The organism is Pseudoalteromonas shioyasakiensis (genome assembly GCF_019134595.1).
Classification (GTDB): domain Bacteria; phylum Pseudomonadota; class Gammaproteobacteria; order Enterobacterales; family Alteromonadaceae; genus Pseudoalteromonas; species Pseudoalteromonas shioyasakiensis_A.
In genome coordinates, this window is record NZ_CP077770.1 from 1077654 (window position 1) to 1095139 (window position 17486).

At 39.6% G+C, this 17486-nt stretch carries 15 protein-coding genes; 9 read left to right on the forward strand and 6 right to left on the reverse strand.

All coding sequences use genetic code 11. The features are described from left to right. Window positions 1-6: 6 nt before the first annotated feature. A complete protein-coding gene (locus KQP93_RS05050) occupies window positions 7-792 on the reverse strand; it encodes an IclR family transcriptional regulator (RefSeq protein WP_130166894.1) in 786 nt (261 codons plus the stop codon). A gap of 432 nt (window positions 793-1224) precedes the next feature. Between KQP93_RS05050 and KQP93_RS05055 the strand changes: the two genes are divergently transcribed. The 4 genes from KQP93_RS05055 to KQP93_RS05070 all read left to right on the forward strand — a co-directional run bounded on the left by KQP93_RS05055 (window position 1225) and on the right by KQP93_RS05070 (window position 7200). Then, window positions 1225-2367, forward strand: coding sequence for a Gfo/Idh/MocA family protein (locus KQP93_RS05055; RefSeq protein ID WP_217876150.1), 1143 nt, complete (start codon window positions 1225-1227; stop codon window positions 2365-2367). Between the two features lie 19 nt (window positions 2368-2386). After that, window positions 2387-4162: a sodium:solute symporter family protein gene (locus tag KQP93_RS05060; protein WP_217876152.1), complete on the forward strand. Its 1776-nt coding sequence runs from the start codon at window positions 2387-2389 to the stop codon at window positions 4160-4162. A 272-nt stretch (window positions 4163-4434) separates the two neighbouring features. Next, entirely contained in the window at window positions 4435-5934 is a 1500-nt protein-coding gene (locus tag KQP93_RS05065; RefSeq protein ID WP_217876154.1) for a hypothetical protein, read from the forward strand. 264 nt (window positions 5935-6198) lie between these two features. After that, window positions 6199-7200, forward strand: coding sequence for a family 43 glycosylhydrolase (locus tag KQP93_RS05070; protein ID WP_217876156.1), 1002 nt, complete (start codon window positions 6199-6201; stop codon window positions 7198-7200). A gap of 67 nt (window positions 7201-7267) precedes the next feature. On the opposite strand, the gene KQP93_RS05075 is transcribed toward KQP93_RS05070, so the two are convergent. Then, window positions 7268-8077 (reverse strand): DUF2306 domain-containing protein, encoded by an 810-nt coding sequence (locus tag KQP93_RS05075; RefSeq protein WP_217876158.1) that lies wholly within the window; start codon window positions 8075-8077, stop codon window positions 7268-7270. 227 nt (window positions 8078-8304) lie between these two features. On the opposite strand from KQP93_RS05075, the gene KQP93_RS05080 reads away from it, so the two are divergent. Continuing rightward, window positions 8305-9441 (forward strand): helix-turn-helix domain-containing protein, encoded by a 1137-nt coding sequence (locus KQP93_RS05080; RefSeq protein WP_254907712.1) that lies wholly within the window; start codon window positions 8305-8307, stop codon window positions 9439-9441. Between the two features lie 3 nt (window positions 9442-9444). Here the strand turns inward: KQP93_RS05080 and KQP93_RS05085 are convergent, their stop codons facing one another. Both KQP93_RS05085 and KQP93_RS05090 read right to left on the reverse strand, forming a co-directional pair. Then, window positions 9445-11172 carry a response regulator gene (locus KQP93_RS05085; RefSeq protein WP_217876160.1) on the reverse strand — a complete coding sequence of 576 codons (1728 nt, stop codon included), beginning with the start codon at window positions 11170-11172 and terminating at the stop codon, window positions 9445-9447. A gap of 1 nt (window position 11173) precedes the next feature. Beyond that, the gene (locus KQP93_RS05090; protein ID WP_217876162.1) at window positions 11174-11713 is read right to left on the reverse strand and encodes a heme NO-binding domain-containing protein; all 540 of its coding nucleotides are present in this window, start codon (window positions 11711-11713) and stop codon (window positions 11174-11176) included. 192 nt (window positions 11714-11905) lie between these two features. Between KQP93_RS05090 and KQP93_RS05095 the strand changes: the two genes are divergently transcribed. Next, window positions 11906-13534 (forward strand): sensor domain-containing diguanylate cyclase, encoded by a 1629-nt coding sequence (locus KQP93_RS05095; RefSeq protein ID WP_217876167.1) that lies wholly within the window; start codon window positions 11906-11908, stop codon window positions 13532-13534. A gap of 10 nt (window positions 13535-13544) precedes the next feature. Here the strand turns inward: KQP93_RS05095 and KQP93_RS05100 are convergent, their stop codons facing one another. Further along, the gene (locus tag KQP93_RS05100) at window positions 13545-14693 is read right to left on the reverse strand and encodes a hypothetical protein (RefSeq protein ID WP_217876168.1); all 1149 of its coding nucleotides are present in this window, start codon (window positions 14691-14693) and stop codon (window positions 13545-13547) included. A gap of 264 nt (window positions 14694-14957) precedes the next feature. Here KQP93_RS05100 and KQP93_RS05105 point away from each other — a divergent pair, with 264 nt between their 5' ends. Genes KQP93_RS05105 through KQP93_RS05115 form a run of 3 tightly spaced genes read left to right on the forward strand, consistent with a single transcriptional unit; the run spans window position 14958 to window position 16572 of the window. Beyond that, window positions 14958-15812, forward strand: coding sequence for an alpha/beta hydrolase (locus KQP93_RS05105; protein WP_217876169.1), 855 nt, complete (start codon window positions 14958-14960; stop codon window positions 15810-15812). Then, the gene (locus tag KQP93_RS05110) at window positions 15809-16366 is read left to right on the forward strand and encodes a DUF2975 domain-containing protein (protein WP_217876170.1); all 558 of its coding nucleotides are present in this window, start codon (window positions 15809-15811) and stop codon (window positions 16364-16366) included. The genes KQP93_RS05105 and KQP93_RS05110 overlap by 4 nt, the downstream gene beginning before the upstream one ends. Continuing rightward, entirely contained in the window at window positions 16366-16572 is a 207-nt protein-coding gene (locus KQP93_RS05115; RefSeq protein ID WP_054560721.1) for a helix-turn-helix domain-containing protein, read from the forward strand. Before KQP93_RS05110 ends, KQP93_RS05115 begins: the two co-directional genes overlap by 1 nt. Here KQP93_RS05115 and KQP93_RS05120 read toward each other — a convergent pair. Beyond that, a complete protein-coding gene (locus KQP93_RS05120; protein WP_217876172.1) occupies window positions 16569-17339 on the reverse strand; it encodes an AraC family transcriptional regulator in 771 nt (256 codons plus the stop codon). The two genes, KQP93_RS05115 and KQP93_RS05120, sit on opposite strands and share 4 nt — an antisense overlap. Window positions 17340-17486 lie beyond the last annotated feature (147 nt).

Sequence of the window (17486 nt, forward strand, 5' to 3'; positions counted from 1 at the left end):
TATGATTTAGGCCTCTTCGTCAAAACCCATTTTCTGTGAAATTTGAAGTGAGGTTTCTTTTAACTTATTTATCACATGCTCGAAATCAGCATTACGCGATTCGTCACGGTACATCAGAATTGAGGTGAGCAGCACAGCGACGGCATTATGGTAATAATCGAAAATGGGCACGCCTATATCATATACGCCAGCAAGAACAGGGCTTGGCATAGCTTCATGGCCTTGTTCTTTTACGCGCAGCCAAATATTTCGCAGTGCCATTAAATCAAGAGACAAGTCAGGGTGATTTTCTTGGTATGCTTTGAGCATTCGTTCACGGTTGTCGTACGATGCAAATGCTAATAGCACATGTCCTGCACAGTTATCGGTAAGGGGGCCTCTTCCTCCAACGGGTAGGGTTAAGCAGTTGCTGTTGGTATCATAATCTTGGTGAGACAAGATTAATCCACCACCGTCTGAATACACCACTAAGTGGCAAGATTGTTGAATTTCACTACACAATTCTTGGATGATAGGAAAGGCAACATTATTTAGGTGGTGAACTGGCGCGTAGCGGTGAGTAAGCCGATAAAGCTTGAGTGAGAGCCTATAAACGCGTTCAGTTTGAAAAAACTCAAGGTAGTGGAGATCATTTAGAACCGCCACCATACGAAAAATTTCAGCTTTTGATTTCCCTAATGAGTCAGAAATTTGTGTCAGATTTAACCCTTCCGGGGTTCTTGCGAGTAATTCTATAATCGCCATGCCTTTCTCAAGAGCGGGCGCTTTATATTTAGTTTCTTTCTCTGTCATCGGGTACTTCTAATTACTTATTCTTAGATTAAAACCTTATACATAAGTGTAGTCTCAAAGAGCGCTTATGCACTGAAATATCACCTGAATTTGGTAATAAAGTAGCTTGTATATCCCAACTGTTTTGTTTTGGTCAATAAAGGTTTTCTGATTTTTATTTGAAAATTAAGTAGTTAAATTTATTTTTGAACAATGATTCACGTAAAGTTTTTGTTATCAAAGTGAGTGAATATAGCGCCTCTCGATAATAAAGATTATTTAACGTACAGCTAACTAGAACCTTTATTAATTGAAGATTGTTTTGTATGTAAAACCCATGTTGAGCCGAATTTCATAAAAAAAATCCCATTCACAAAGCGCAGACAAGTGATTGACTGTTCAAGTGCAAGGTAACTAACTTGAGTTATTAATGTACCTTGTAGGAATAAAATTGTGAAAGTAGGAATTTGTGGTTTAGGCGACCGGTTAAGTTATGTTGCCAAAGTGATGCATGAGCTTATTCCAAATTTTGATTTGGTGGCTTATGCCGACCCTGAATCTGTAAAAGTTGAGTATATGCAGTCGCATGGTATCTCGATGCGTCATTATGATGAGCTAGCAGATATGTTGCAAAATGAGCAGCTTGATATGCTGATGATTGGCTCTCCAAATCATATGCATTTAGAGCACCTACGACTCGGCATTGAAGCAGGATTACTCATTTTTGCAGAGAAACCTATTGTGATGTCTGAGCAGCAGACCTACGACGTGCTTGAGCTTATCGCTAAACATAATGCCTTCGATAAAATTTTAGTGGGTATGGTGCTTCGTTATGCGCCTTTGTATAAAGATTTGGTCGCAGCCTTATCATCTAAATTACTGGGTGAAATCACCAGTATTGAGGCATCAGAGCATATTCCGCCAGAGCATGGTGCGTTTTTTATGCGAGATTGGCGCAGACATCAGGGGCTTTCGGGCGGCTTCTTATTAGAAAAATGCTGTCACGACTTAGATCTTTATCAGGGCATAGTGAAAAGTCGCCCAGCTAAACTTGCTAGTTTTGGTGGTCGAAAAACCTTCACGCCTGAGAACAAGCACTTAGGCAAACACCCTGTATACCATCAGCGCAAGTCACGTTGGAATGGCATAGATGAAGTGTTTGATAATGACTCTGAGCTGGTGGATCACCAAACCGCACTCATTCAGTATGAAAATGGCATAAATCTGAGTTTTCATACTAACTTAAATGTACCGAACGATTACAGGCACTTTAGTGTGTTTGGCACACTTGGTATGGCTGAAGGTGACTTTGTGCGTAATTATTTCAAAGTGCATGACTGCATTACCTCAGGCGCTTTGATTGATAAAACGTACTTCCACGATGACTCTATTTCGATGCACTACGGCGCAGAAGAAGAAATGGCGGCAGATTGGATTGCCTTTTTTGAAAGAGGGACTTCTTTGCCGGTATCCATTGTTGATGCTTTGCAAGCGGGGCTCACCGCCATCAAGTTAGATGAAGCTAGGCAAACAGGTTCGATTATCGATATGACAGAAACATGGAAAAAATTTGATAGCTACCTAAATAAAAATTAAAACACATTGGGGGATTCACATGGTCTTAATTGATTGGTTAATAGTTGCATTTTATGTAGTAGCAGCGGTTGTTATCGGGATGCTCTTTACAAAAAAGGCCAGTGAAAGTACGGCTGATTTTTTTGTCGCAGGGCGATCTTTACCTTGGTATATCGCGGGCACATCCATGGTGGCCACCACCTTTTCGTCTGACACACCTTTGTTTGTTGCAGGTGCTGTGCGAGAGCAGGGGATTTATGCAAACTGGATATGGTGGGTGAGTGTTATTGGCGTGATAATTTCGGTGTTCTTCTTTGCTAATTTGTGGCGAAGATCAAAAGCACTCACCGAAATTGAGCTAATTTCACAGCGTTATGACAAGAGTAAAGCCACTGATTTTTTGCGAATTTTTAAAGCTATTTTTGATGGTGTGTTTGTTAACTGTATTATTATTGCCTCGGTTACTCTCGCCATGTCGAAAATTATTGTGGTGATTTTAGGGCTCTCCCCTGAACCTTTGTTCGATATTCCTCTGTTTGGCGCAATCACCGCGACCACGCTTATTTTAATTGTGCTAGCTGTTGCTGCAGTTGTGTATACCGCGATGTCTGGTTTATATGGTGTTGTGTATACCGATTTAATCCAATTTGCATTAGCAATCGTAGGCTCTGTGGTATTAGCTATTATCGTTTATGTCGACTTACAAGAGCACGGTGGCATCGTTGCAGCGGTTGAGGCATCTCCTGGGTTTAATAGCGATACGCTCAAAATGATCCCCGACTTTGAGTGGGATCTAAAAACTGCGACTTTTGTTATTTTAGTGTGTATTGGTTGGCTGAATTACGCACCTGGATTTGGCTTTTTCTTACAGCGTACACTTGCTGCACGCAGTGAAAAAGATGCCATGTTGAGCTTATATTGGTTTGCTTTTTGTCATCTCGTGTTAAGAAGCTGGCCGTGGATTATCGTGGGTGTTGCCTCATTAGTTTACTTTCCATCATTAGTTGATGCAGAGCAATCGTACCCAATGATGATCGATGAATTCCTACCAGTTGGCTTAAAAGGCATTATGGTCGCCTCTTTACTTGCTGCTTTTATGAGTACCCTTGATACCCAGCTTAACTGGGGCTCTTCTTATCTAGTTAATGATGTTTATGAACCCTACCTAGTGAAAGGCCGCGAAAAAGCCCATTACATTAAGGCCGCTCGGGTCAGTATGTTAGTGTTAACGTTGGTTGCACTGATTGTGACAACTCAACTTGAGAGTATTTTAGGGGCTTATGAATATATCACAGTGATTATCATTCCAATCTCTGTGGTACTTATCGCGAGGTGGTATTGGTGGCGAATAAATGTGTGGTCAGAAATTAGCGCGCTTATAACTGCCGTTATTATCGGAAATGCCATGATATATATCCTACCTGATGAAGGTGAGGCTAAATGGTTTGCAGTGCGTATGCTAGTAACAACGATAATAACCTTGGTTGTGTGTTTAGTTGTTACCCTAATAACCTCAAGCAAAACCCCAAGCCCAAAAACAATTGAATTTTATAGCCGTTTAAAAATTCATGGCCGTGGCTGGAAAAAAGTCAGAGATTTAACAGGCATTGAACCGATCGCTGCAGGGATTAAAGACAACGCCATTGCGTGTGTTGCGAGTATTGCATTTATCTATTCACTGCTGCTTGGCATTGGTAGTGCCTTATTTGAAGATTGGCAAACCTTTGGCTATTACTTAATTGTGATTGTGGCCTCTGGTTGGGTTGTAAAGCGTAAAATGCCGAAAGTGATAGCCTCATTAAGGCAAGAAGTATAGTAACAAGGAATATTCTAGTTGTGTCGCAAGTCATGCATTGCTGTCAAATTTATGGCAATAATGCATGGCTTTTTTATTAACATGAGTTTAGCGTAATCTTTAAAAAATCAGATTGATATTTGTAGTTTTGTTTTTGAAATTTAAAGTTATTAAATTTTTCATCTGTAAAACTTATAGCTCTATCTAGTCGAACTCAATGTAATCTGATTGTTGGTTAAATGTTAATTGCGTAAGCTCTTTATTAACTTCCGTTATTGCATGGTTTAGTCGTTATGATTAGAAATTTCTACAAAGTTTTACCCAGTTTCGCCTTAGCTGCTGTCAGTGTTAGTGCAGCTGCATCTCAGTTACCTAATGAAGTTAAATGGATGCAAGATGCTAAGTGGGGGATTAGCCATCATTATCTTGCTGGTGGTACTTTGGATAATGCCTGGTACCAAATTACAGATTATAACGAGTGGAATAACTACGTAAATGGTTTTGATGTCAACGATTATGCCGATAAAGCCGCTAAGCTTGGCTATCGTTATGTAATTTTTACTATTACCCAAAACCGTGGTTACTTATCAACGACAAGTGATATTTATGATTTACACTCACCGGCATGTCCGAGCAAACAGATTGCACCGGGTTGTATCACACAAGTTAATTCTAATCAGGCTGATTACACGCCAACCCGCGACCTTGTTCTGGATTTGGCGCTGGCACTTAAAGCAAAAGGCATCAAGCTAATTGCATATCTACCTTCACACTTAGGTGATAGATGGACGGGCAAAAAAGTGAAAGCGCCATATCCTGACTGGTTTATTAATGGCTTTGTGAGTGAAAGAGCCCAAACCTGGGGGGATAATATTGCAGGTTGGTGGTTTGATGGTTGGTATCAAGCAGATGAATCGCAGCAAGATCTTGCTGCAAATAATGCTTACCCAGTAGCTGATCAGCTTGCGAAATCAGTGCGCAGTGGTAACCCTAATGCCGTGATCACTATTAGTGATGGCTTTGAATATAGCTTTATTCCAAACGACCCACAAAGTAACTACACCCAAGGTGAGCATAACGAACTGCCACCTATTCCAAAATCAGGTGAAGTAACCACAGCACTGGGTACAAAAGTACAGTGGCATGGTTTTACTTATACCTCGCAAGAAGATCCATTATTTGGTGGCTGGGGACAAGTTAAACGCAGCTTAAAATACAATAATAATGAGGTAGCAAACCGAGTAAAAGACATTGCATGGGCTGGGGGCGTCACAACTTTAGATGTGGCTATTAATCCAAATGGCAGTTGGTTAGTTGACCGCTTAGTGCAAATTCAAACGGTAGGAAACACGGTTGGCACAACAACTGACACTACCTATTCGGGTCTAGAGCTGGTAAACGATGATGATCCTCGAATTCAATATAGTGAAAATGGCAACTGGGTGAGATCTGAGCAAACAAATACCGGCGAATACCAACAAGATTTACACATGACAACCGTTAATGGTGCATCGTTTAGTTATGACTTTAGTGGTTCGAGTATTGTATTTGCCACTTCAAAAGACATTAATCATGGTGACGTTGAGATTATCTTAGATGGTAAATCACAAGGCATATACTCTATTTTCGATGGCAATAACTATCGCCAAGTGCAAAGTATTGTGTTCGAAAAACATGATTTAGCAGCGGGAGCACATACCTTAACAGTTAAGAAAGTATCAGGCGATGTAATGCCCGTTGATGTGCTGCTCTCGAAAAAAGAAAAGAAAATATATAAAGCCAAATCGCTCTAGCGATATCTAAATCAAGGGTGGATGGGGATCCCCCTTTTTATTCAAGCAAGTTTGAGGTTTAAGTTTTTAAGCCTCAAGCTTGCTGTTCTATGTTAAGCACATTCCTTGTAAATTTACTCTTTAACTCTCGCCATAGAAAATTTTGCATCTTATATTTGGTCCTTACATTTCTTTTCACAGTTTGTTAAAAATGATGTTATATTTGTGTTCTTACTCAAAAGTAATAAAATAATACAAATTAAAATTTAACGATCAGGTTTCAAGATGACATTACAAACAAATAGTCCGTTAGTAGAGCAGCGTGCCGATCCATTTGTGCATAAGCACAGCGATGGTTTTTATTATTTTACAGGTTCTGTACCAACTTATGATCGCATTGAACTTCGTAAGTCTGCGACATTAGAGGGCTTAAAAGACGCTGAAACCTTTGATATTTGGTTTAAACATGACAGCGGCCCAATGAGCCGCCATATCTGGGCACCTGAAATTCATTACCTCGATGGCAAATGGTATATCTATTTTGCAGCGAGTGAAGAAAGTGATATATGGGCATTACGCCCGTATGTGCTTGAGTGTAAAGGTCAAGATCCGCTAAATGATGAGTGGGTTGAGCTTGGCATGATGCAAGCGGCTGAGGGCGATGAAAAGTCGTTCACTGATTTTTCTTTAGATGCCACCATTTTTGAAAATAACGGTAAACGTTACTTTTGCTGGGCAGAGAAAACCGGTGGCCAATTTGCGGCATCTAATCTGTATTTAGCTGAGATGGAATCACCTATTAAACTAAAAACTGCACAGTTTATGCTGACGACACCAGATTACGATTGGGAACGTGTCGATTTTTGGGTAAACGAAGGCCCCGCAGTGCTTAAAAATAACGGTAAAGTCTTTATTGCTTTCTCTGCAAGCGCAACAGGTGCATGTTACTGCATGGGTTATATGGAAGCAGACGAAAACAGCGATTTACTTGATCGTAACTCATGGACTAAAACACGCATGCCAGTGCTTGAAACAAGTGTTGAAAAGAACATTTTTGGCCCAGGTCATAACTGTTTTACAGTGGCTGAAGATGGGGAAACGCCACTGTGTATTTATCATGCTCGTGACTATGAGCACGCTGTAGGTGAACCAAGTGTAGTGCCAAAAACAGACACCCGCCCACTTGAGGAGATTGTAAAAGATCCGCTTTACGATCCAAACCGCCATGCTCGTGTTATGGAAGTGAAGTACGACGAAAATGGTCGACCGCTATTTGAACTGTATTAATTTTATAGTGACGTAAAATTAGTTTATAAAGCCACCAACTTAGGTGGCTTTTTTGTATGAGAGTTAGTTAGCCAACAACAGCGGGGTACCAGTTTGCCAAAGTCACCCCAAATAAGCCGATTAAGAACACGATTGATATGAGCGTCATCAAACAGGCAGTGCCAATAGTGATAAACGTAATATTTGTGCGAGCTGCATAGCGGACAAGTTCGGCTATTAAAAGTGGTACTAAGTAAGAGCAAAGGCTAACAGCAAGTACGGCAGGCCCAGTGAATGTGGCGGTATCAACGCCTAAAGTGCCAAATACTAAAAACCATGCAAATATCAGTAATCTAAAAAACAACACACCATTAGCAGCAAGATATAACCGTATAGCCCACCTTTGATGAGCATTGAAGTTACGAGCCCGTGCTGTTTTCACTGCAAATATACTTGATACGATAACAACTAAACCGCCAAACATTGTCAGTGCATGCATCAAGGTATTACCAACGGTGCCCCTTACTATCATTAAATACATGCCAGCAAATGAAATACAGCAAGCTAAAACAACAAATACACGGCCATTGTAGCGATGGAATGCTCTGTATTTTGCCCTCAGTTTTTCAATGAGTTGTAAGCTTCCGCCAAGGATCATCACTACCGCAAATAATACATGCACTGCATACATGAAATTCCCTGTGGCATCACTAGCAACATAGGCAGTGCTATTAAGTCGGTTCCAACCTGATAGACCTGTAGTTAACCCTGTCATTCCATAACCAAGAATGAGGTAAATCACAAAGCAAGTTTGCGCCATTAGCAGGCTAATAAACCAAAGTTTTTTACTGTATTCGAGCGCTTTAAAAGGTGTGAGTTTGCTATTTTTGTGCAACATTATCAAATCCATTACATTTTTCTAATACCTCAAATATAAAGGGCTAGAGCAAGATTTCTTCTCAAATTCGAAATTTGATCAATGAAATATTGTGTTTATTTATGAGAATTCACACAGGGTTTGACATATTCACTAACAAACTCTTTTTGCTATGTTGATCTTGAAAAAGTAAACTTATCTGATTGGTAAATATTTCATCAAACTCCCAATTTAAGGTATGTAGAGTTATGCAAAATACTTCCCCTTATTACTTACTCGTTTTTGTTTGTATGGGGCTCATGCTGCTAAATGGTATGAAAAAAGAGAAGCAGCTTATTCATTATCTGTTTGCTGTATTTTGCGGTTCGCTTTGCATGGTTGGGGTGCAAAAAATCAGTGCGCCAAGTATTGGTGTTTACAGTTATTTAATCGGCTTATTTACCTGCGCAACCTGTAATATGTCTTGGCTTATATCACGCACTTTGTTTCGTAAGCATAAGCCTATTTCTACGGTACATATTGCCGTGGCAGTTGCTATTGCGGGTTTAATTATGTTTAACCAAACTTGGCATTATTTGGTGAGTATTGATGTGCAAGTTTTCCCTGAGAGCCAATTCATGTGGCGTTTAAAGCAAGGTATGGCCGAAATAACGGTATTGCTATCTTCGAGTATTTTGGTGCTCTCTTTTTGGGAAGCATTACGAGGCTATAAAGAGAAAACGCAAACGCAAAAGTTGCAGGCAACTATTTTTGCTAGCTGCTACTTTTTAGCGGTATTTAATGCCAGCATACTGCCTAAGTTTTTATTCAGTGAAAGCGAGTTTCAACAATTTGAACCGCTTATAATTACCTCATCAGCGTTGTTGATTGTACTTGCAATGCAGTTAGTGATGTTTTTGCAAAAACGTGCCCACAACACAGTGCCTGAAGCTGTTGATAGTGCAGTGGTGAACTCTGAAAAGGTAGTGAAAGCTACCCATCAGGCTGAACAATCTGAAAATAAAGAGGTAGAGACTGAGCTTATTACTGATATAGAAGCACTGATCAATAAGCAGGTTTATTTGCAAACTAATTTGAAAATTTCTGACTTTGCACAAGCATTAGCAGTACCTGAGTATAAGATTAGCCGCGCTATTCGCCATCATTTTAAAGCATCTAATTTTAATTTATTTATTAATCAGTACCGAGTAAAGCATGCACAAGGGCTGCTACTTAAAGACGAAGCAAGTCATTGGAGCATTTTAAGTATTGCAATGGAAAGTGGTTTTTCTTCGCTTGCTACCTTTAACCGTGTTTTTAAAAGCATTGTTGGGGTTAACCCAAACGAGTTTCGTAAGCAAAACAACTCATTAGTTGAACAAAATATCATAGAGCTTACTGACTAGAAGTTACATTGGCTTTTGCGTTAAATGCTCAGCAATGACCGCAAACATGGTTTGCACTTCTATTGGCTTGGCTATATAGCCTTGCATTCCTGATTCTTTCGCTTTAGTTAGGTCGGCTTCCATGGTGTTGGCGGTCATGGCGATAATTGGAATATGGGCAAACTTTGATTGTTGTTTAATTTTATTCGCTGCGGTATAACCATCCATTCTTGGCATTTGGCAGTCCATCAAAATACAATCGAAAGTGCCTTTTTCTACAGCTTCAATCGCTGCAATGCCATCTTCGGCAATATCAACAATAAAGCCATTTGAGCGTAGTATTTGCGATGCAACTTGTTGGTTAAGCGGGTTGTCTTCAACTAGCAATATTTTTGAACCAGCAAGTTTTTTAAAACAAGTGTTGTCGACTCTGCTCTCTTTTTTCGTAGCGATACCCATCACATGCTCGAGGGTTTTCAGTAAGTTCCCTTTAATAATCGGCTTTAATAATATTTCTTCAACGGTTTTATCAAGTGTACTTAGCGTGTCTTTAACTTCTTGGTTTTCAAAAGATGCGAGAATAATGGTTTTTTTAATATCGATAGAAAGCTGCTTTTTGAGGTTCTCTAAAATGTTATTTTGCTCACAGTTTAGTACGTGCCAGTCTAAAAAAATGAAGTCGTAATTATGGCTAATATCGACCTCAGATAGCTTTTCATCTAGGCAATTAATCGTCTGCACATCGATGTCTAATACTTTGAGCATGTCATGTAAAATAGTTTCAGGTTGCTCGCTTTGCTCAATAATAAGAGCACGTTTATGTTTGAAAATATCTGTGTCGTGGCAGCTTTGCATAGCCGATAGTGCAAATGACACATCAAAACTAAAGCAACTTCCTTTGCTTAATTGGCTTTTAACCTCAATATGCCCCCCCATAAGCTCGATAATTTTTTTACTAATTACAAGACCAAGACCCGTACCACCAAACTTACGGGTTGTAGAAACATCAGCTTGAGAAAAGGGCTTGAACACACTATTAACTTGCTCTTGTGACATGCCAATACCTTGGTCAATCACCTGAAAATTAATACAAATAGTGGTATCGGTTTTTGACTCTCTTGTCATTTTTAGCGTGACATTTTGCTGGTTCGAAAATTTAATGGCATTACTCAATAAATTTAATAAAACTTGATTAAGCCTAAGAGCGTCACCGATTAAAAACTCGGGTATGTCATCGTCAACTTCAAAAATGACTTCGATGTTATTTTTCTCAATTAAGCTACTGGCTAAATTAGCTAGGTTAGCGAGAAAGTCGTTTAAGTTAAAATCATTGTTTTCAAGTTCGAGCTTATTGGCTTCTATTTTAGAAAAATCGAGAATGTCATTAATAATCCCAAGCAGTGATTTGGCCGAAAGCTGAATTTTTTCAACGTAATCATATTGTTTATCGGTTAATTCAGTATCAAGGGCGAGGTGGGCCATGCCTAAAATTGCATTCATAGGGGTGCGGATTTCATGACTCATATTCGCTAAAAACATTGATTTAGCTTGGTTGGCGGCATCGGCCATCTCTTTTGCTTTATTCAAATCGTGGGTGCGAAGGATAACTTCTTTTTCTAGATTTTCGGCGGCATGTTTTAGCGTCATATTGGCTTCATATAACTCTAAGGACTTCTGTTCTAAAAGCGCTTCGGCTTGTTTTCGAGCCTGGCGCTCTCGTTCTATTCTACGTTTGTAGAGTTCTTCATCCACATTAAGCTTCTTTTGTTAGAGTAAAAGTGGCAGATTGGTAGTTATCGTCAATCTCACTTTTAACGGTAATAACTTCATTGAAATGCTCACAGGCACCTTCAATCAAGCCCTCAGCTAAACAAGCAAACGGGTTTCCTGAGCGATAAAACATTTGCATTTCGTTCTGGCTAATTCGTTTAGTTTCAAAGCTTGGTAATTGTGCATCGTTATAGAGCTTTTTAACCTCAATATGTACGTGCTGGTCAATGGTATCAAGGAATTCAAAAGTACTTTCGACACTTTCAAAGAAATGCGGAAACAAAACAAAAAAGCGCTTTAACAAATATTTACCGTAAGCATGAACCAGCTCATCAACGGGTTTGTTTATATGTTTGCTCAATGAGCTGACCAACATTAGCAGCTCTTTATTATCGTAGTTTCCAACACTGGTATAAGCGCCGTTTGAAGTAAGTGAGTTTTCTTCAATGATTTTGTCTGCCATCTCATAAGAGAACTCATTTTCGACCATTTCTAAAAACTCGGTAAAGACGATACCTTTCATACAGTAGCCCAACAAAATTCAATACTAAAAGTTTAGATGTAAAGAGAAATTTTACAATTTTTCACTGTTGAACTTTAGTATGGCTAGAGTTTCACATTTGCTGAAAAATTAAAGCCTAGCAAGCAAGCTGATTAAACGAGGTTATACTTTTTAATACAATTGTATTTTTGACTATGTTGGGTTTGGTATTTTATGGTGATCGGTGCGAGGCTCAAAAAACGTTTATTACTTGCTTTTACTGCTGCGTGCTTTGCTATCTTATTAGCGCAAACAATCATCAGGCACTTTTGGATACTGCCAACTTTTGAAGCGATGACAAAACAAAACGATCAAATTGATATTCAGCGCGTGGAGTCACAACTTCAACAAGAGATTGATGCGCTGTCAAAAATGGTTTTTGACAGCTCAGCTTGGGATACCATGCATGAAGCTGCACAGCAACGTGATACTCAATGGTTTAATAGCGATTATGTTATTGCTGATGCACTACAGCGGTTAGACGTAAATGGTTGGTATTTATATGATACGCAGGCAAATATTATTGGCGGTGGCAGCTTTAATAGTGATTATCAGCCTTACTCACCAACGGTTTTAGAAACTCCCAATTTGTTGATAAAAAACAACCTAATAATCTTATCTGACGATATAACCACTAGCCAATCTGAGTTAATTTATAAGGTCCGGTTTATTACCATAGATAAAACGCCAGCCTTGACGGTTGCTTACAATGTCACTAAGTCCGATGGCACAGGCGAATTTGTTGGTACTTTACTGCTTTGGAGCTTTATTGATGAAGGCTTTATCGAAAATCTAACACCAGGGTTAGCAAAAGACATTAGTTTTTATGGCACAGAGGATGCGGCTAAATATAAAGAACATTTAACCAGAGTGTTTGGTGAAAAGAGAAATGCAATGGAGGCGAGCCAGCATAATCAGCAGCTTTACTTAGGAGTCAATGATCAAGCAGGAAGCTTACTATTTGTGCTTTCTATTGCATCCCGTGAACGTACTTATGACCGAAGTTTGTTTGATAGCTCTTTAATTACCGGTTTATTGATTTCTGGTTCTGTATTTATTTTGTTTTATTTATATATAAATCAACAGGTTTTAAGGCCACTCCGAAAGCTTTATACATTGGTAAATTCAGCAATCAGAAATAACGACTTTAGCGCTCGGGATGAGTACTTCGGCAATAACGAATTGCACCAGCTCGGACGTGGTATGAATGAGTTATTTAGTCTGATAGAAAATCAACGTGCAGAAATACTAGAGCGCCACCAGAAGTTAAAACGTATCAGCAATACCGATTCAATGACCGAGCTTGCCAATCGTCGGGCATTGGATAAACATTTTGCAATGCTTGCCAGCGATACAGATTTAGCTTCGCAGCCTATCTCAATGATTGTCGCCGATATCGATCATTTTAAACTCTACAATGACTATTATGGACATGATCAAGGTGACAAAGCGCTTTGTGAAGTCGCCAATCTCCTTAAAGATAATACCAATCCAGACAGTCACTTTGTTGCTCGATATGGCGGCGAAGAATTTGTAATTGTGCTTAGCAATACAGATAAACAGGAGGCACTCAAAGTGGCTGAAACGCTACGAAACGCCGTTGCATCTGCTCACATTACTCATCAAGGTCGCACAGACTTAAGCTATGTTACTTTATCGATAGGTGTTGCTAGTAAAGTTGCTAATGAGGCGTTTGATTCAGATAGCTTGTTCAAAATAGCGGATGACGCGCTTTATAAAGCGAAAAAGCAAGGCCGAAATTGCTGTGTTATAGGAAAAGCTCAGCTATTGCTTAATAGCTGAGCTTCACGCTTTAAATTGCAACTAAGCTTTGCTCAAGCATTGCTTTAATTTGCTTAACAATTTTAGCTTCTGTTTCTGGCTCAAATTGTTGAATACGTGGAGTGTGAATATGCCCCGTTGGGATGTCTGAATTAAGCTCATCACGCAGGCGAATACTACGATACGAAATTTCATTTGATAAGTAGCCGCCGCCACCGCCTTTTACCGCAATCGCACCTTCTAATTCTTTAAGTGATTTTGGCTCAAATGCCTTTTCAAGCGTGATGACTTTATGATTGTCGTTAATTGGGAAAGGCCCTTTGGCTTGTTGCATCTGCTTAACTGGTAAGCTGAAAGTTACAAATTCATTGCCCGGAAGTGGGCGGTCGTTAAGGCTCGAAATTTTCGGAGCAGTGGCTGTGCCGCCATACACAATGTTGGCGTTATCTGGCGCCGTTACACTGCGGCGTTTACCCGGAAAGCGTTCAAGATCAAAGTCTTTACCGCCCATACTAATAGTGGCAATCATATCAACATTGTTAAGTGCGTAATATGGCGCAAGTAATGATTCGATAATACCTTGGTCAAAGTCTTCGTAGCGTACTGGCACCATTACCGTATTGATCTCGGCGCTAATGCCATTGTAATTAATCACTTGGCCATCAAGTAATAATGCCGCAACACCGGATGGGTTACTTTGATTAATATTTCTATCTAATAAGAATGGATCAAAACCTGTAATTAAAATGCGTTTGTCGGTTTTTTTACTGTAATCAAGGTCGGTGCGGCCACGACTGCCATTTTCAAGCATTGTTAATAACGCGGTTTGTTCGCTGTCGGTCATTGCAAACTGGGGTTTACTGGTACGAATAATCTTGCTTGAAAGTAAACGTGCCCAATACAGCTCTCGGTCGTCGAAGCTGTTAGTTTTGATTATACGTGCTTTAGCATCGCGCCATAATTGTTTGGCGTAATCATCAATAAGGTCACTGGCTTGCTTATAACTTGTGGCAGCTTGCCACTGTTTTTCAAATTGGTTCACTTCATCAGAAAAAGCACTCAACACCTTTGGTATGGCTTTGCTGGCTTTTTCAATACGCAGTTCTTCAACGGTTAAATTGGCTGCAAATGCAGTAAATGACGAGGCAATTAAGCTGGTGGCAAGTAAAACTTTTTTCATGATTATCCTATTTAGTTACAGCACGTTTAGTAGGCTTGGGTTAACTATCCTATGGATAAATGCCGAGCGCAAATAAAATCGCTCAACACAGAATTTGAAAAATAATGAATTAACGGAGATAGCGCTTTTGATCAAAGTTATTTCTCAAAGGAAGGGCTTGGGATGTTCGATATTAAATAATTAATTATCGTTTTTCGATAATTTTAGTTTGTTTTTTAACTTGCCTAGTGCCATAGTAGTTTTTTTACTAGAAGGATCGTTAAAATGAAATTTGGTTCTATTGCAGTGGTTTCACTGATTGTGCTGTTATTAACTGGTTGTACGACAATGAAAGTTGAGGAATCTCACTTTTTATATCCAGATAAAAAAATAACGATGCAGGAAATACAAAGTATTAATGCCACCGCCAAAACGCAGGAGGTAACTTTAACCACCGATGAGGGCACTAGACTTAAGGGTACCCTTATTAAAGTTGCAGATGCTCGCGCTACGGTAATTTACTTTGGTGGTAACCAGTTTCGCGTTAGTGCCGCAGGTGGGGAGCCTGCCAAGCTACTTTTACCTTTTCAAGTTAATATTTTAATGATGGATCATCGTGGTTATGGGCTTAGTTCTGGAGTACCTAGCGTAGCTAATCTGCAAGCTGATGCATTACAGGTATTTGATTATGTGAAAGGCAGATCAGACCTAAATACTTTGCCTGTGGTGATCCATGGTCATTCTTTAGGAAGTATGATCGCAGGTTATCTTGCCAGTCAGCGCAACGTTGATGCTCTGGTACTCGAGGGGAGTGTGACAAATGTTGAACAGATGACAGCAGCACGAATTCCGTGGTTTGCTAAACCGTTTGTTAGTGTTGAGTTTAGTAAAGAGATTAAACAAGTCGATAATTTAAAAGCGTTACAAGTTTATCAAGCACCGCTATTAATAATCACCGGTGAAAAAGACACTCAAACTCCACCTGAGTTAGCCAAATCACTATATCAACATGCAAAATCTCAGCAAAAGCAGATTTACATTGCAAAAGGAAAGCACCATTCTAATGCGTTAACAGGTAAACAGTTAGCAACTCATTATGATCAACTTCTAAAACAAATAATATTGGGTAAATCGTCATGAAAAAAATTGTTTGGATGAGTACGCTGATCCTAAGCTTGCTAATTTTTACGCTTATTAGCTTGTTAGTAACAAGCATTATTGTGCTTTTTAGTGACAGTGATGTTTTAAGTTTTACACAAAGTAACGGTGCGCATATGTGGATTGGTCTTGAAGTCAGCGGCTCTTGGCAAGGAGTAGCGCAAACATTGAGTGAGCATGGTTTTGATAGTGTCTTATGGCTTGGTCTTGTGCAATTGCTACCGTTTATTCTTATCAACATAATTTTGATTCGGTTATTTTTGCTTTATCGACGTGGATCCTTCTTCGCTATTGAAAATATAAAATGTTTTAAATGGTTAGGTGGCGTATTATTGGCGCAATTTGTACTAGTTGTGTGTTACCCGTCACTACTTATCACTCTTCTTAATATAGCAACAGGAACTGATATGGGAAGGGTCGTGGCTATTCAAGATACTGATATTATAGGCTTAGTGATGGGATTAATTATTTATGTTATTGGTTGGATCATGGGTCAAGCACAGCAGCTACAAAAAGAGCAAGAGTTAGTGATTTAATGGCGATTATTATTGATTTAGATGTAGTGTTAGCTAAGCGAAAAATGAAGTCTGCAGAATTAGCTGAAGCGATAGGTATTACGCCACAAAACTTATCAGTTCTTAGAGCAGGGCGAGCTAAAGCTGTACGCTTTACGACCTTAGATGCGATTTGTAAGCACTTAGGTTGCCAGCCTGGTGATATTCTGCGTTTTGAAGACGATTAGCGCAAAATGAGCTGTGTTTGTTTAGTCTGAGAGTCTTTTAATAACTTGCGGTATTTTGCTGGCGTGATATGCATTATTGCTTTGAATTCTTTGATTAAATGAGGCTGATCGGTAAAGCCACACTCATGTGCAATATCTGCAAAGCTCATTTCGGGGTTATCTTTAATTGCTTGTTTAGCAAGTTTTACCCGGTAGATACGCTCAAAATACTTAGGGGTGACACCGCATTGCTCTTTAACTTGCCTTTCGAGCTGGCGTTGACTGAGTGGGGCAAGTTGGTAAGCAGTTTCGAGTGGCGTTAACTCAATAAGATTGCGGATTAGGTGCTTTGAGTGTCTGTTACTGTGGTTAATGTTTTTATTATCAGTAAAGTGGCGGCTAATAAGCGTAACAAACGTACCTAGGCTGGCATTATCTTTAAGATCTTCGGCAATTTCACATAGGGACGGCTCTGCAAGGAGTGGGTGAGCATTACGCTTTAGTTCAGACAATACCGTAGGGTTAAAGCGAATACCGCAAAATTGTGCATCGTGTGAAAATGTGACTTTAGATGCTTGAGTCGATGTTTCTTGCACTGCATAAGGGGCAGCAAGCGGCTTGTCATCAATTAAAACTTCACCAACAACAGGAAACACAAGCCCAGTGGCACCATCGCAAGCAAGCCATTGCTCTCCTTGAGAGTGTGCTGTGGCATACCAAATAGCTTGTATACTATCGGCAAGATTGCCCTTTGGGGTCATTAATTCGAGCGTTAAATGGTTACTCATTAAACTTCACTGCCTCTATGGATAGCGAAAGTATCATCAATTGAATAGCGTTGTGTCAATTTTTAGTCCAAAAGTAAGCTACATTAGGGGCTGTTATTCGCACCCTGTTTTTAATCCTGCTATGCTACGCCCATTAGCAATCACTGA